Below are 15,028 nucleotides of genomic sequence, written 5' to 3'. Positions count from 1 at the left end.
GGCGATATGCGAGAAAACCGAGGATGAGCCGGGGTATTTCCGATGCGCGGATTCGCAGCTCATGGTGTGCGTCGCCGATGAGCAGTTCACTGCGCGCCCGGTGGACATAGAAGCAGAATATACCCCGTACCCGTATATGTAAACCGGGGCCTTTGGCGGTCGAGCAGTCCTAGGTTGCGCCTGACCAGATGCTGACGACGCTCCACGGACTGCACGACGGCCGGCATAGTTGTGCCCGAGATCGACCGTCACCGTCGGCCCGGCATATCGATTACAACCAGTGCCCCGCCGCACCTACCACCGGGTTCATCGACCCAGCGGCCTTTGCGCCGTGATGTAGTGCAGCAACAATCGGTCACCGGTGCCGACGATGGAGAACCCCGCATCGGTAATCAGCTCATCGAGCTGGTGTAGCCGGTTCTGCTCCCTGGCATGGGCGTTGAAAACAGCAGCAATCCGGTGCAAGGTGCCACCGCCCGAGGGGCGAAGATCGGCGATGCATAGCCGCCCGCCCGGTCGCAGAACTCGAAACATTTGCCGCACTGCGTCGGCACGTCGGTCGACTGGAAAGTGGTGAAACGCCAAGCTAGATACCACCACGTCGAACGATTGGTCGGAGAAGGGCAGATCTTCGGCGGAGGCAACCTGAAAGGCCGCGTTCGCCGGCGCACGCCGCGCGGCGTAGTCCACCATCGATTGTGAAGGATCGATCCCGACAACGCTGCCACCCGGGTGCACCGCCCGTGCGATTCGTCGAGTGAAGTATCCGGTCCCGCAGCCGACGTCGAGCACCCTATTGCCGGGCTCGGCGCCGGATAGCCCGACCAGCCGGTCCCACATGCGCGCACGTAGCCCCAGAGACCACGCATTGGTGGCCCATTCGTAAGTACGGGGATAGTTGAGTACCCACCCGGACCCGTCACCGTGCCGATGATCAGCGAACAGCCTCTGCGCCAGTCCCATCTAAAAATCCTTCCTGTATATGCTTTCAGTGCGGCCAACCCAACGGTACAGCAATACCCCCATGCGGTATATTCAAGCTCGGCGGAGCGGGACGCGGCTCTTTCGGATCGAACGAAACACCGAACGGCGCAATGAAAGACAGGTACAGGCGTGCGCGAATTGACTTTTGACAGGGCGCGACTTAGCAGGCGGAGTTTTATGGCTGCCACCGTTGCCGGCGGGTTCGCCCTGGCCGCCTGCGGCCGATCCGACGAGCAAACACATACCGGCAACACGGCGATGGCGGCCGCCATCGCTGCTGCCGAGGCGGCGCGGCCCCACACCGGGCGCACCGTAACGGCGGCACTGACGCCTCAACCGACAACAATCGACCTCGGTGGCATCACTGTGCGCACGATGGCCTACGGTAACGCCATCCCGGGGCCCGTGATCCGCGCCAATGTCGGTGACGAACTCGCGGTCACGGTCACCAACCGGCTCGATTCGGCCACCTCGGTGCATTGGCACGGCATCGCGCTGCGCAACGACATGGACGGCGTCGCACCCGCCACCCCGAACATCGACGCCGGCCGCGACTTCACCTACCGCTTTTCGGTACCTCACCCCGGCACCTATTGGGCGCATCCGCACGTCGGCCTGGACGCCGACTATGGTCTGTATCTGCCCGTGATCATCGATGACCCCCGAGAGTCGGGCCGCTACGACGCCGAATGGATCGTCGTACTCGACGACTGGACCGACGGCGTCGGCAAGACCCCCAGGCAGCTCTACGACGATTTGACCAATCAGCGCAGGCCCAGCATGAGCAGCATGCCCGGCATGGGAAACATGCCCGCCATGGAGATGGACGGCGTCGGGACCAGCAATCTGCTCGGCGGCGATCCAGGCGATATTGCCTATCCGCACTACCTCATCAACGGCCGTATTCCCGCCGCTCCCACCACATTCAGCGCCAAGCCCGGACAGCGCATCCGGATCCGGATCATCAATTCCGGCTCCGACACCGCGTTCCGCGTCGCGCTAGCCGGGCACTCGATGACCGTCACCCACACCGACGGCTACCCCGTAGTGCCCACCGAGGTCGACGCGCTACTGATCGGCATGGCCGAACGCTACGACGTCGTCGTCACCGCCGCCGATGGCGTTTTCCCGCTGGTCGCTCTTGCCGAAGGCAAAAATGCGCTGGCGCGGGCTGTGCTCTCCACCGGCGCCGGTAACGCCCCTGATCCGGGTTTCCAGCCGCCCGAACTCAACAAGCGAGTCGGCACCGTCGAAATGTTCTCCGCCGCACCGGAAGTCGATTTGGGTGTGGCCAAATCCGATGTGAATCTCCCGGTGGTCCTCAGTGGCGACATGACGAAGTATGATTGGCTGATCAACGGCGAGCCCTACAGCAAGACCAAGCCGCTACAGGTACGCCAGGGCCAACGCGCCACGCTGGCATTCGACAACACCACCATGATGTACCACCCGATGCACCTGCACGGACACACTTTCCAGGTGATCAAGCCCGATGGCACGCCCGGCCCCCGCAAAGACACCGTCAACGTACTGCCCAAGCAGAAATTGAGCGCCGTCCTCGTCGCGGACAACCCCGGCGTCTGGATGTTCCACTGCCACAACACCTATCACCAAGAGGCCGGCATGATGACTCGCCTCGAGTACACCAGCTGAGCCATCACGGCGTGCGCGCAGTCCCTCAACATGGCTAGGGTGATGCCGAGGTCGCTAGCCTTGCTAGACGAAGATTGTCTGAGATGTCATTCTCGACGGCCTGGATTGAGTGGCGTGCGCTCCGGCAGGCTTCTAATTGGTGAGTAACCCAAACCACCGTTCAACCTGCTCGAGCACGACGAGTATGTTGGGGTGAAGCAGATTCGGACTCGAGGATGGGTGACGAGCCGTTTCGTTATCCGTCGAATTTCACGAACGATGTGTCGTTGCGTCGGTGGGGTGCGAGTGCAAGGGGCTACGCCGCCCGCTGAGTGCCCCGTGGCCGCTAGTGGTGCGCCATTTGTCCGTCTTCTTGGTCTATGCTCCCGGCACAGTGGTATCCGGGCGGTATTGCGGGCAGTAGGCATTGACTGCGGTGCCGAAGAAATAGCCGGCCACGTGTGCCGACAGGTCGGTGTCTTTTACCAGCGACAAAATCAGGTTGGCCGGCGTCTGGCCTGCATCGAGTCCGGTGCACACTTTATGGCCGGCCGTGATCGCGACATCGCGGTTGGTAAAGACGATCCCGTGTTTCTTGAGCGCGGCGAGGAAGTCATCGTCAGTTTGATCCGCTGATACAGGTGGAGCGAATTGCAGCGCAGCAGCGAAGAGCAGGATTACGCTCGTTGTCAACCATTTCCACCGAGGCACATTGGTTTGGGCCATTAATCGCTCCTGCGGGTGCTAAAAGGTCTTGAGACGCGGGAGCGTCGGGGGCCACCGACATGGCTTTGTTTGGTGCGCGCGCGGCGTCGTCGACGTTGGATGATGATGAATGCCACTGCCAGGGCGACCGCGATGGTGGCGAGGATGGCAGTTCCTGTGATCTGCTGGATGTCGTTGTAGTGCGGTAGGTAGTTGGCTTCCGCGGCGAATCGCCCGTTGCGTGGCGTGCTCATTTGGTGACCTTTCGGATTGGCCCAAATTCATCGGCCGCTGAGCTGGACAGCCTTGACGATGAGCAGGACGGCGCCGACGACGAGGTAGCCGCGCAGCGCAATCATGCCTAGACGGGTCCCTGGCGACCACGTCACGGGCTCTAACAAGGTCAGTGGTGGCATTCGCCAGCTATTGCGGTCAATAGGCCGCGCCGGGCTCGATGCCGCCGGTGGTGAGGGCTGGCGGCGACCCATCCAACGAAGTGCCGGTACCGTGGCTGCGGCGAGTATGACCAAGGTCAGTGCCAGGTAGCCGGCGACAACGATCACGTCGAGGCCGGGGAACAAGGTAGTCGCCATCAGGATTCCCGACAGCAACAGCAGGACGCCGACGATCAGCCCGGCAACCCAGTTGAGCCAGGGCCGATTCACCCAGGGGCCCAATACTTCCCGGTCGTTGCACAGCAGCAGGAGGAACACGCTGGCGCTGGGCAACAGCAAGCCAGCGAGGGCCTGCACGGCGGTGGTGATCAACCCAAGGGGGGCGCCAGGAATCAGCACGATCGCCGCCGCAAACGACACCATCGCGCTGTAAGAAAGGTAGAACGGTTTGGCATCGGCGAACCCCCGGTGCAGCGAGTGTTTCAGGCCGAATACGTCGCCAAAGGCGTAGCTGGTGGCCAGGGTCACTGCGGCGGCGCCGACGATCGAGGCGTCCATCAGCACGATCGCGAACAACCAGCCGAGCGTCGAATTGTGTTGGCCCAGCAGATGCGAGATGGCGCCGGCGTCGGTGAAACCACCTGCTGTGCCAGTGGAGCGCGCCGCCCAATCGCCGATCATGACCAGCGCGGTGGCGCCGATCACCACGATGAACGCCCCCAACACCGTATCGGCGCGCTCGTAGCCCATAAATCGAGGTGTAATGCGCTTGTCGACGACGTTGGACTGCTGAAAAAACAGCTGCCAAGGCGCCACGGTGGTGCCGACGATGGCAATGATCAAAAGCACCGCATCCGAGGTCACGCCACCGGAGATGTTCGGCACCACAAATGATTTGGCGGCCTGGGCCCACTGTGGGTGCGCCATCAACAGGATTGGGATCTGCACCAAAGTGATGGCGATGAAGACGAACATAGCCCGCTCCCACCGGCGAAAGCTGCCGCTGGCCATGATCGCGATGAGCGCGATCGCTGAGACCGGAACGACAATGTATTTGGAGATACCGATGTAGGTGGCGGCCAAAGTGATGCCGATGAACTCGGTGACGATCGTGAGGAAGTTGAGCAGGAACAGGTCGCCGACGGAGAACCAGCCCCAGCCGCGGCCGAAGCGTTCGTTGATCAAGCGGGCGTGTCCGACGCCGGTAACCGCGCCGAGCCGGACCACCATCTCTTGGTTGACGATGAGCACCGGGATGAGCAGGAGTAGCACCCACAGCAGGGAGTAGCCATAATTTTGGCCAGCTTGGGTGTAGGTGGCCACCCCGCCGGCATCGTTATCGCCGACCATCACAATGATTCCGGGACCGATAATGGCAAGCAGCGTCAGCAGCCGCGTCTTGAAAGTGCGGGGATGGTCGGTTTCCGCGACGTTAATGCGCCCGAAGGCGCCCTCGATATCACCGAGGTGAGCCGAGTCAAGCACAGCGGTGCGCTTCGGTGGTGGCGACTCGGATCGGTGAGTCGCTGCTGCGTGGCCGGTGGCCTTCTCGCCGGAGGTCACGGCGCCTCACTCTCTGGTGCAGGCGCGTCGCGATCGTCATGCGGTGGGGTGATTTCGCGGACCGGGCGGGGGGCGGGTTCGCGGCGACGCCAATCCTCGGGGATGGTGGCTTCTAGCACGTCGTCGACGGTGACAACCCCGAGCACGCGGTCCTGGCCGTCGACGACGGGGATGGAGTAGAGGTTGAAGTCGGCCATCAATAGGGCGACGTCGGTCAGATCGGCTTCAGCGCCGATTCGAATTGGGTCGCAATCCATCAGTGCTTCAACGGTTTGACCGGGTTCGGCTTGCAGCAGGTCGATCACCGACACGACACCAGCCAGGCGGTTGTCTTCATCAAGGACATGCATCTTGACCAATGCCTCGGGCTGTATCGTCGTGGCGCCCGCGATCAGTGCCAGCGCCGTGCCGGCAGTGGTGCTTGCGGCGCAGGAGACGAAGTCGACGTTCATCAGGCCGCCGGCACTGTCGGGGTTAAAGCCCATCAGGGTGATCACCTTCGTGCGCTGCGGGCCCGGCATCAGCTCCAGCACGCGCCGGCGCCGCGATTGACGCAGGTCTGCGATCGCGTCGGCGGCGTCGTCGGCGCGCATCCGGCCCAATAGTGCGGCGACCTCGTCATCGGCCATGTCATTGAGCAATCGGCTGGCCTTGTCAGGGTCGAGTTCTTCGAACACGTCGGCTTCCAATTCCGGGTCGCTGCGGACCCGGTCGAGGATCTCCCCACCCTCGGCTTTGTCAGCGTCTTCGAGAAGATCAGCGATGTCCGCGGGTTTGAACCCGCCGAGCCGGCCTGACTGACGTCGCGATGCACCGGAGCGGGCGTGGCCGATCAGTGGTTCGAATGCCTTCCAATCTCGGGCCGCATGCCCACCCCGACTTTTGACTAGTCCGAAGAACCGCGCCGGGCGGCGAGTATCCAGACGGGCAAGCACCCACCCGCCGCCGGTATCTTCGAGCTCCACGTCATAGGCGCGTACCAACTCCACGGCAGCCACATCGATCAACCGGTGTCCTAGCACATCAGTGCGCAGCAACACCTCGCCGTCGCGGCGTTCGAAACCGCGCAGATCGATTTTGTGTGTCGCCAATACCACGCGGTCTGGGGCGTACTGAGAAATGGAGGGGCTGCCGATGAACACCCGCCGCCTCCCCACCACAGCGACGATCCCACTCACCAACGGATACTCGTCGGCGCCGCGCAGCCGCACGATCACGTCCTGCACCCGGCCCACAGCCTCGCCCGACCGGGCCAGGACCGGCGCGTGCAGCAACTCTGAGAGATGCATAACCGGGTGCGACCCGACCTGCTTAGCTGGCGTTTCTGGTCCACTCACTTGTGCTTACCTTTCTTACCGGGGCGCTCGTCGGGCTCAGGATGCCGTAGCCCACTCGAACGGGTAACCCCCGCGAGTCACGCGCACTTCGGGGATTCGCTGCGGGGGAGACGCGACGGCATGGGCAATCAATTGGCGACCAGGGCCGACATCGCGTCCTGATACCGCCGCCACGGCGGTACTTGACGATCCTGGACGGGCCGTAGATTCGTTGCATCGTTACGTTGAATCGTGACTCGATGGCCTTGGCCCAGCAAGTGGTTTGATGCGTCCGGCGCGCACGCCATTGGCGATGACGACGACCTCGGTGAGCTCGTGCACGAATACCACCGCAGCCAAACCCAGGGTCCCGAACAGCGACAGCGGCATCAGCACGGTGATGATCGCTAGCGATAGCCCGACGTTTTGCAACATGATCTGCCGGGAACGGCGGGCATGGTGCAGCGCTTGGGGCAGATGGCGCAGGTCTTGGCCCATCAACGCGACGTCGGCGGTTTCGATGGCGACGTCGGTTCCCATGGCGCCCATAGCGATTCCCAGGTCGGCGGCGGCCAGGGCCGGAGCATCGTTGACGCCGTCGCCAACCATCGCGGTCCGCCGCTGGGCACGTAGCTCTGTGACCAGGTGTGCCTTGTCCTCAGGACGCAGCTCGGCGTACACGTGCTCGATTCCGGCTTCGGCGGCCAAAGCTGAAGCGGTGGCGCGATTGTCGCCGGTGAGCATCGCCACCTGGTAGTTGCCGGCTCGCAATTCGGCGACGACCTCGGCGGCTTCCGGACGTAGTTCGTCGCGCACGGCGATGGCCCCGAGTAGCCGCCCGTCGCGTTCGACGAGAACCGTTGTGGCTCCGGCGTGTTGCATGCGCATGACGTCCTCGGTGAGGTCGGCTGGATCGAGCCAGCCGGCGCGTCCCAGTCGGACATCGTGGCCGTCGACTCGGCCGGTCAATCCGGCGCCGGGGATGGCTTGCACGTCGCTGGCCGCGGCGACCGACGTTCGGGTCGTGGCGAGAACAGCCGCGGCCAGTGGGTGCTCGCTGCGGGCCTCCAGCGCGGCTGCCACCGCCAGCACGTCTTCGTGAGTGGCGCCCCCAGTGGTGGCGACCTCGATGACCGCGGGCCGATTGGCCGTCAGGGTTCCGGTCTTGTCCAGGGCAATTGCGCCGATGGTGCCCATGCCTTCCAGGGCGGCGCCACCTTTGATGAGTACACCGAACCGGGCGGCCGCCCCGATGGACGCCACCACCGACACGGGCACCGCGATGGCCAATGCGCATGGCGAGGCAGCAACCAGTACCACCAGAGCACGTTCGATCCAGACGGCAGGGCTACCGAAAATGCTGCCCACCCCGGCGATCGCGGCCCCGGCGATCATGATGCCCGGCACCAGCGGTCGCGCGATGCGGTCGGCCAGTCGCTGACTGGCGCCCTTGCGCGCCTGCTCGGCTTCCACGATGTGCACGATGCGCGCCAGCGAGTTGTCTTCTGCCGTTGCGGTGACCTGCACCAGCAGCGCGCCGGAACCGTTGATCGACCCGGCGAACACGTCGTCGCCGGGTCCGGCTTCGACCGGTACGGATTCACCGGTGATCGCGGAGACGTCCAATGAGGTGCGACCGTCACGAATGATGCCGTCAGTGGCCAGACGTTCACCTGGTTTGACGATCATTTGATCACCGACCTGAAGGTCGGCTGCGGCCACCACGGTTTCGCTGCCCGCGCGCAGCACTGTGGCCTGATCCGGCACCAGCGACAGCAGCGCGCGCAAGCCGCGGCGCGTACGCGACACCGCGAATTCCTCCAAGCCCTCACTGATGGAGAACAAGAACGCCAGCATGGCAGCCTCGCCGACCTGACCGAGACCCACGGCGCCGGCCGCAGCGATGGTCATCAACGTGCCGACACCGATGTGGCCCTGCGTAAGTCGCTTGATGGCCGACGGCACGAATGTCGAGGCCCCCACCGCCAAGGCGACGACTTTGAAACCCAGAGCGACCGGCCCCAGCGGAGTGACCCATGCGGTGATCACCGACCCCGTCAGCAACACCCCGGACAATGCAGCGCGTCGCAGCTTGACGACCTGCCAGAGCCGCTCCGGCGCGTCCTCGCTGTCATCATGCTCGCAGCAGCCATCGCTAACCGTCCCCCAAGGACGACGCTGTTCAACGTCACACGAACCCGACCGCACCCGCGTGCTCCAGTCGATGACTCGTTGCACCACACCGGGCTTGCGGCCGTCCGCCGAGTGCGGGGTACGCGGTGGCACCGACGCTACCGGGATGTGCTCGGCATCGGCGATCGCAGACAGGACGGAGGCTGTGTCGCAGCGCTCAGGCGTGTACCAGATCACCACTGAGGCGGTGCGCGGATAGGCCCGCACGGCTTCGACGCCGGTGACCATACCAACGGCGTCCTCGATCGCCACCGCGCGGACGGTGTCGAATCGAAACCCGCTGGCGTGCACCCGCATTCGTCGCGCCGTCGCAGACACAACGGTCAGCCTCAGGTCGGCATCGGGATGCGCAGCGGTGGTCGGCATCATCAGCCCTCCTAGCGGTATATCGGCGGATCCCTACCAAGGATGTCAACCTGCCCTGTCCGCCGAGGGCGCAGCGTGCGATGTCAGCTACAGCAGTCGTCGCCTACGGGGTCGACAGAAAGGGAGGCGTCGTCACCGATGCGATCGCGAGCTTCGGCGACCACGTCGGCAACTTTCAGCCGAGCAGCCTCGGCCGCCACCTCGGCGCGCCGGGTTCCCCGCAGGCCCCATTCCGTCGCGGTCACCGCCGCGCGGTGGACCGGAGCTTTTCCCACCGCCTTGCGCAACACCTCATAGGCACTCACCCCGACGAGCCCGGTGAACACCGTCCCGGTCGCCTTAACCAGCAGTCCATGTGCAACCACGGCCAACCCTCCTTATGTTCTGCTTTGTCGTCGCGATTCGGCGAGCCCGCTCATCGACTAGCCGGCGCGGTGCGGACCTCCTCGAACGTGGCTTGCTCACCACCGCAAGGCTGATCGGTGTCCACCGCGAGAACGACCTGAACCAACTCGCTCAGGGCACGCGCGAGGTGACTATCGGCCAGGGCATAACGAACCTGGCGGCCCTCATACGTTGCGATGACCAGGCCGCAGCCCCGTAAGCACGACAGATGGTTGGACACATTGGATCGGGTCAATCCCAAGTGCGAAGCCAACTGGCCGGGATAGCAAACTCCATCCAGCAGCGCGACGAGAATTCGGCAGCGCGTCGGATCGGCCAGCGCCCGGCCCAGCCGAGACAACGCCGATTCCCGCACCTCACACGTCAGCATAGCCGCAACTGTACAGTCGTCGCTGATATAACAGCAACGGCTGAACTATGGTTCCGAATCGCGGTGCACCTGTGATGTGTGGCGTCGGTATGCAGTCGACGGGTTTGGGAATTCCGCGGCGGGGCATGCGCAGCCGGGGTCGTGGCGGCCAAAGAACCCCATTTCTCGGTCGTAGTTGCGGGAATTCTTGTCCGAGTATCGGTTCCACGGGCAGCGGGGGCATTGGCCGGCGTCATGGGGCCTCCGTCTTCAGCGGCGGTGTCTAGTTGCGCCCGATGCCGGGCGCAAACCGCCCAACCGCGGCGCGGTAATCGGTGTAGGCGCGGCCGTGGATGCGGGCCAGGTATGGCTCTTCGACGACACGGACCTGAACCTCGATGGCCGCCAGCAGGACCACGAACGCGGCCAGGGCCAGCGGGTTGGGCGTCATCAGAGCGATGCCGGCGGCGAAGACGAGCATGGCAGCGAAGATGGGATTGCGGACCCAGCCGAACACACCCGTGCGTACCAAGGTGGTGGTTTCGCCGGGGTCGACCCCGATCCGCCAGGACTCACCCATGCCGTGTTGGGCGTAGAGGGTGGCGGCGAGTCCTGCAATCGCCGCCACCACCCCGGGCGCCTGGACAGCAGGTGCGTGCAGGACCGGCATCGGGGTGAGGATTCCAGTCAGTTGCAGCAGCGGCGCGGCCACCCCGGCGAGGATGGCGCCCACGAATCCGACACCGGCCCACCATTCCAGCGAGCCGGGACGCCCACTGACGCCGCGAAATCCGGTCGAGCCGGTGCGCCGATGCTGGGTCCAGCTGCGCCAGCCGAACCCGAGTACGGCGAAGACGACTTAGAGCGCCAGCGCGGACACAGGCATCATGGTCAACCCTGTCCTGTGCGAACCGGCGACAGCCTGCGCGATTGCTTGCTATGCGGTGACGACGCCGCGGGCTGCTCGCTAGCGGTGCCGACAGGCGCCCCCGTCGAATGTTCGTTCGCGGCCGGGGATTGGCCGTTCATCAGGCGGTAGCGGATCAGTCGAGAGCTGTTGGTGACCACCGCGACCGAGGACGCGTTGTGCAGGATCGCGGCCAGCACCGGCGACAGGGCCCCTCCGGCGCCCATGAGCAGACCGACGGAGTTGACGGCGATGGACATGCCGTAGTTCTGCCGGATCACCGCGACGGCTCGTGCACCCAAATCGGGTACATCGAGCAGGCGCTGCAGGTTGTCGTTGGCCAGTGCGATATCGGCGGTTTCCACGGCGACGTCCGTGCCGGCCAGACCCATGGCAATCCCGATATCGGCGGTCGCCAGTGCCGGCGCGTCATTGACGCCATCACCGATCATCGCGACCACGTAACCTTCGTCCTGCAGTTGGCGCACCGCCTGAAGCTTGTCTTCGGGCAGCACCTCGGCGCGCCACTCGTCGATACCGAGTTCGCCGGCCACCACCTCGGCGGTATCCGGATGATCACCAGTCAGCATCACGATGCGCCGAATGCCCTTGCTGCGCAACTTGTTCAGCACATCGGCGGCCTCGGGGCGGATTTCGTCGCGCAGGCTGATCAGCCCGACCAGCGTGCCGTCCACCGCCAGCAACAGCGGGGTCTCGGCCTGGCGCCGCAATTTGTCAACCCACTCGGTTGCCTTCTTGGACACGCGGACTTTTTCGGCACGCAGCAGCGACGGGCTACCCAACAGCAAAACGCGGCCATCAGCCCAGGTGCGCATGCCCAGGCCGACCAATACTTCGCACTGTTCGTGCGGCGGGATCGTGATGTGGCGTTCGTTGGTCGAGCGGATCACCGCTTCGGCCAGCGGATGACGCGAATGGATCTCCGAGCTGGCCGCATAGGCCAGGACCTCTTCGGGCTGCCAGTCCTTCTGGAAGGCAACAACATTCGTCACGACGGGGCGCCCAACTGTCAGCGTCCCGGTCTTGTCGAACACGATGGCGTTCACCCGCCCGGCTTGTTCGAGGTGCGATCCGCCCTTGATCAGGATGCCGCGGCGCGCCCCGTTGCCGATCGCGGCGCTGATCGCGGTCGGGGTCGACAATCCCACCGCGCACGGGCACGCGATCAACAGCATGGTCATCGCGCGCCGGATGTCGCCGGTCAGCAGCAGGGTCGCCGCGGACACGATGAATGAGATCGGAACAAACCGGCGCGAGAAGTTCTCACCGACCGTTTGAATCGGTGCCCGGTCGTGTTGGGCCTCTTCGACGCGGGAAATGATGCGCCCGATCGTGGTTTCGCTGCCCACCGCGGCCGCGCGCACCACCAGGCGTCCGCGTACCACCACCGATCCGGCGTGTACACGGGAGCCGACGACCATGCTGACCGGCAACGTCTCTCCGGTGATCGCCGACTGGTCGACCACCGCTTCGCCGTCGAGCACCTCGCCGTCCACCGGGATCGCCACGTGATCGTGAATGACGACCTCGTCGCCGATTTGCAAGGTATCGATGGGGACTTGGACTTCGCTGCCATCATTGGCCCTGATCCACGCGGTGTCCGCGGTGCCGCGCAACAGGTCGGCGATGGCCCGCCGGGTGCGGCGCAGCGTCAGGTCCTGCAGGTACTCGCCGATATTGAGTAGCCACAGCACGGTCAGTGCGACCACGTTCTCCCGCAACACCATGCTGGCCACCGTGGCCACCGTCACCAGCGTGTCGGTGCCGGCGCGGCCAGAACGAAGCGAGCGTAGCGCCCCGCGGAAGAACGGATAGCCCATGAACACCGTCGCGCCGGTGGCCACCAACTGACCCTTGGGGCCCAGCAGCGGCGGGCGGCGGAAACCGTAGCGGCGCACACCCAACAACACCAGCGCCGCCCCGCCGATCGCGATGCGCAGTACCTCAGTGTTGCGGACGTCCGCCGAGCGCGGCGTACGCGCGGGAATCAGCTCAGCTGCAACGTCTTTGGCCGCCGCAATGGCCGCCATGATCGCCGAGCGATCGCAACGCTTGGGTGAATACCACACCACGACCGATCCGGTGTGGGGATAGGCGTGCACCGCGCGCACCCCGGTCTGCTTGTCCACCTTGTCTTCGACGGCCACCGCACGACGGGAATCCGAACGAACCCACGGAACATGCAATCTCATCCGCCCCGCCGCATCGGAGAGAATTTCTACGGCGGTGTCCTCGACAACAGTCATAACAGCGATCAGTGGTCGTGGTCGTGGACCGCGGCCGCAGCCGGTGGGGAAGCCTCTTCGCCGATGCGTTCACGCGCCTCGGCGACCACGTCAGCCGCCTTCAGCCGAGCCGACTCCGCTACCACTTCTGCGCGACGCGTCCCTCGCAAACTCAACTCCGCGGCCGCGACCGTCGCCCGACGCACCGGCGCCCCACCAGCCGCCTTACGCAACAGCTCATAGGCACTCACGCCCACCAATCCCGTGAACACCGTAGCGGCCGCCTTCGCCGCTAGCGCATGCGGAAACATCAACTTCCTCCTCGTGTTCGGCCCTGTCGGGCGCATTTCATCTACTACTCATTCGACCGTAACATAGATACATCGCAATATCACTATGAATTTCGGTTGGGCCAACCGGCCGCGAGCGCCGGTAAGCAAAGCGCAGCCGCCAGCCCGCGCGTAGCACCTGCATCGGCTGCGACTGCCAGGCGTCGTGCCGGCGGGGTGGTCAGCGTGAGGGGGCCTCGGTACTAACCGGTCCATCAAGGGGGGAGGGCCTCACGACGGCGCCATGCGCCGTGAAGTTGGTCAGATGCGAGCCCGGCTGTCCGATCGCCGCTGGCCGCCGCCGACGGCGACTCAACATTTGGGCTGGATAAACTTGCCGGTGCGCGACTGTGGGATGTGGAGGCCACTGGGTCGGGCGTGCACGGAAGTTGAAGGCAATGCCGCCGGCGCAATCGTCAGTGGTGTCCGCCCCGATATCCTCCGTGGTGACCACCGTAATAGCCCTCTCCGAACAATCCACCCAAAAATCCTCTAGGGCGGGAATTTTCGACGTACACGGGCTGCGCTGGGTACTGCGCAGGCGCATACCCTCCCGGCGGTGGCGCGGGTTGGGGTGGCTGTTGGGCGGCGTAGAACTTGGCCTCGGCCTCGGAGAGTTGCTCTAGTTCGCCCCGGTCCAGGAAGACGCCGCCGCAACCCGTGCACTGATCGATCGTCACGCCGAAGCGCTGCACCGGCAGCATCTGCGACACACACCGCGGACACAGCAGCGTTGACTCTTTGGCCTCCATTGATCCGCGCTCGTCTGCCATTTGGACCTCCCTAATCAGGCAACGGCGATGCCTTACCCGCCCAGACTAACAAACTATAAACGCATGCGCATATACGAATGCGCATGGCTTGGACTCTGCGGTTACCCCGCCGTCGCCTGATCAGCAAGGGAGCGATGCGAGCGCTCGGGGGCCGATATCGCGCGGGCCAATCGGGTGCTGCGCCGCCGGCTATACAGCAGGCTGGCTATCGCGACAGCCAGGCAGGCGGCAGCTGGAAGAAGCAGTGCGTTGTGGCCGAACCGGCCGCCAATGAGGGCGCCCGTCGCGCCGCCGCCGACGAATAGCACCACGGTCGTCGTGAGCACCGCGGCCTTCCACTTGTCCATCCCGTGGCGGCGGCTGCGGCCCAGTATCAATCCGAGGTCGGTGATGGTGCCGGTGAAGTGCGTTGTGCGGATTGCCATCCCGGGCGAGTTCGAGGTCATCGCGTTTTGCAGCCCGCACGCGGCCGCCGCCAGCAGCGCCTTGAACCCGGGAATCTCGATACCGGCTGCGGCCACCAGCAGCGCGGCCTCGGCGAGCAGGACCGCGGCGTGGCGCGCACTGGTGTGGGTTTGCACCGGCGCCAGTACAGCTCCGGCCCCGGCGGCTCCGGCCAGAAATCCGCCTACGATCAGTGCGATCATGCAGCTCTCGTACAGCAGCGGATTGGCTGAGTCCATGCCCAGCTTGGTGCTCAATGCAGTTAGGTTGCCCACCGGAAACGTCAAGACCAGCAGTGCCACCGAGTTGATGAACCCGGCGATCGCGGCCAGCAGCCCGTTGTAGCCCAGTACCAATACCCGCAGCTCGCGTGTTTCGCGGGTTGGCGTGTGCGGCATGGTTTCTCCTTCCGGTGACCGGA

General features: G+C 64.7%; 13 protein-coding genes and 1 pseudogene. 1 reads left to right on the top strand and 13 read right to left on the bottom strand.

The window, feature by feature from the left end; all coding sequences use genetic code 11:
* Positions 1–306: 306 nt before the first annotated feature.
* Entirely contained in the window at positions 307–963 is a 657-nt protein-coding gene (locus tag DQP57_RS12945) for a class I SAM-dependent methyltransferase (protein ID WP_033717528.1), read from the bottom strand.
* Positions 964–1,161: 198 nt separating this feature from the next.
* On the opposite strand from DQP57_RS12945, the gene DQP57_RS12940 reads away from it, so the two are divergent.
* A complete protein-coding gene (locus DQP57_RS12940; RefSeq protein WP_008257387.1) occupies positions 1,162–2,637 on the top strand; it encodes a multicopper oxidase family protein in 1,476 nt (491 codons plus the stop codon).
* Between the two features lie 357 nt (positions 2,638–2,994).
* On the opposite strand, the gene DQP57_RS12935 is transcribed toward DQP57_RS12940, so the two are convergent.
* The 12 genes and pseudogenes from DQP57_RS12935 to DQP57_RS12880 all read right to left on the bottom strand — a co-directional run bounded on the left by DQP57_RS12935 (position 2,995) and on the right by DQP57_RS12880 (position 15,005).
* Positions 2,995–3,342: a DUF732 domain-containing protein gene (locus DQP57_RS12935; protein WP_014942227.1), complete on the bottom strand. Its 348-nt coding sequence runs from the start codon at positions 3,340–3,342 to the stop codon at positions 2,995–2,997.
* Positions 3,342–3,575 carry a hypothetical protein gene (locus DQP57_RS12930; RefSeq protein WP_014942226.1) on the bottom strand — a complete coding sequence of 78 codons (234 nt, stop codon included), beginning with the start codon at positions 3,573–3,575 and terminating at the stop codon, positions 3,342–3,344. Before DQP57_RS12930 ends, DQP57_RS12935 begins: the two co-directional genes overlap by 1 nt.
* A gap of 27 nt (positions 3,576–3,602) precedes the next feature.
* The gene (locus DQP57_RS12925) at positions 3,603–5,201 is read right to left on the bottom strand and encodes an Nramp family divalent metal transporter (protein WP_085978346.1); all 1,599 of its coding nucleotides are present in this window, start codon (positions 5,199–5,201) and stop codon (positions 3,603–3,605) included.
* A 74-nt stretch (positions 5,202–5,275) separates the two neighbouring features.
* Positions 5,276–6,568 (bottom strand): magnesium transporter MgtE N-terminal domain-containing protein, encoded by a 1,293-nt coding sequence (locus tag DQP57_RS12920; protein WP_008257382.1) that lies wholly within the window; start codon positions 6,566–6,568, stop codon positions 5,276–5,278.
* A 267-nt stretch (positions 6,569–6,835) separates the two neighbouring features.
* Entirely contained in the window at positions 6,836–9,157 is a 2,322-nt protein-coding gene (locus DQP57_RS12915) for a heavy metal translocating P-type ATPase (protein ID WP_008257380.1), read from the bottom strand.
* A gap of 80 nt (positions 9,158–9,237) precedes the next feature.
* The gene (locus DQP57_RS12910; protein ID WP_008257377.1) at positions 9,238–9,519 is read right to left on the bottom strand and encodes a DUF1490 family protein; all 282 of its coding nucleotides are present in this window, start codon (positions 9,517–9,519) and stop codon (positions 9,238–9,240) included.
* 50 nt (positions 9,520–9,569) lie between these two features.
* Positions 9,570–9,929 carry a Cd(II)/Pb(II)-sensing metalloregulatory transcriptional regulator CmtR gene (gene cmtR / locus DQP57_RS12905; RefSeq protein WP_008257374.1) on the bottom strand — a complete coding sequence of 120 codons (360 nt, stop codon included), beginning with the start codon at positions 9,927–9,929 and terminating at the stop codon, positions 9,570–9,572.
* Between the two features lie 262 nt (positions 9,930–10,191).
* Positions 10,192–10,794, bottom strand: a pseudogene (locus DQP57_RS12900) (methyltransferase family protein).
* Between the two features lie 5 nt (positions 10,795–10,799).
* The gene (ctpC, locus tag DQP57_RS12895) at positions 10,800–13,082 is read right to left on the bottom strand and encodes a manganese-exporting P-type ATPase CtpC (RefSeq protein WP_014942224.1); all 2,283 of its coding nucleotides are present in this window, start codon (positions 13,080–13,082) and stop codon (positions 10,800–10,802) included.
* A gap of 8 nt (positions 13,083–13,090) precedes the next feature.
* Complete coding sequence (locus DQP57_RS12890) at positions 13,091–13,372, bottom strand: DUF1490 family protein (protein WP_008257367.1); 282 nt, start codon at positions 13,370–13,372, stop codon at positions 13,091–13,093.
* Between the two features lie 434 nt (positions 13,373–13,806).
* Positions 13,807–14,142, bottom strand: coding sequence for a zf-TFIIB domain-containing protein (locus DQP57_RS12885; protein ID WP_008257365.1), 336 nt, complete (start codon positions 14,140–14,142; stop codon positions 13,807–13,809).
* Between the two features lie 122 nt (positions 14,143–14,264).
* Entirely contained in the window at positions 14,265–15,005 is a 741-nt protein-coding gene (locus tag DQP57_RS12880; RefSeq protein ID WP_008257363.1) for a DUF1275 family protein, read from the bottom strand.
* Between the last annotated feature and the right edge of the window lie 23 nt (positions 15,006–15,028).

The organism is Mycobacterium colombiense (genome assembly GCF_003284935.1).
Classification (GTDB): Bacteria; Actinomycetota; Actinomycetes; order Mycobacteriales; family Mycobacteriaceae; genus Mycobacterium; species Mycobacterium arosiense_A.
This window is presented reverse-complemented; position numbering and strand designations above follow the sequence as displayed.

Excerpts from the sequence above, each read along its gene's own strand:
- DQP57_RS12930 (WP_014942226.1), bottom strand. The coding sequence starts at position 3,575 with ATGAGCACGCCACGCAACGGGCGATTCGCCGCGGAAGCCAACTACCTA.
- DQP57_RS12890 (WP_008257367.1), bottom strand. The coding sequence starts at position 13,372 with ATGTTTCCGCATGCGCTAGCGGCGAAGGCGGCCGCTACGGTGTTCACG.
- cmtR (WP_008257374.1), bottom strand. The coding sequence starts at position 9,929 with ATGCTGACGTGTGAGGTGCGGGAATCGGCGTTGTCTCGGCTGGGCCGG.
- DQP57_RS12885 (WP_008257365.1), bottom strand. The coding sequence starts at position 14,142 with ATGGAGGCCAAAGAGTCAACGCTGCTGTGTCCGCGGTGTGTGTCGCAG.
- DQP57_RS12945 (WP_033717528.1), bottom strand. The coding sequence starts at position 963 with ATGGGACTGGCGCAGAGGCTGTTCGCTGATCATCGGCACGGTGACGGG.
- DQP57_RS12920 (WP_008257382.1), bottom strand. The coding sequence starts at position 6,568 with ATGCATCTCTCAGAGTTGCTGCACGCGCCGGTCCTGGCCCGGTCGGGC.
- DQP57_RS12935 (WP_014942227.1), bottom strand. The coding sequence starts at position 3,342 with ATGGCCCAAACCAATGTGCCTCGGTGGAAATGGTTGACAACGAGCGTA.
- DQP57_RS12880 (WP_008257363.1), bottom strand. The coding sequence starts at position 15,005 with ATGCCGCACACGCCAACCCGCGAAACACGCGAGCTGCGGGTATTGGTA.
- DQP57_RS12915 (WP_008257380.1), bottom strand. The coding sequence starts at position 9,157 with ATGATGCCGACCACCGCTGCGCATCCCGATGCCGACCTGAGGCTGACC.
- ctpC (WP_014942224.1), bottom strand. The coding sequence starts at position 13,082 with ATGACTGTTGTCGAGGACACCGCCGTAGAAATTCTCTCCGATGCGGCG.
- DQP57_RS12940 (WP_008257387.1), top strand. The coding sequence starts at position 1,162 with ATGGCTGCCACCGTTGCCGGCGGGTTCGCCCTGGCCGCCTGCGGCCGA.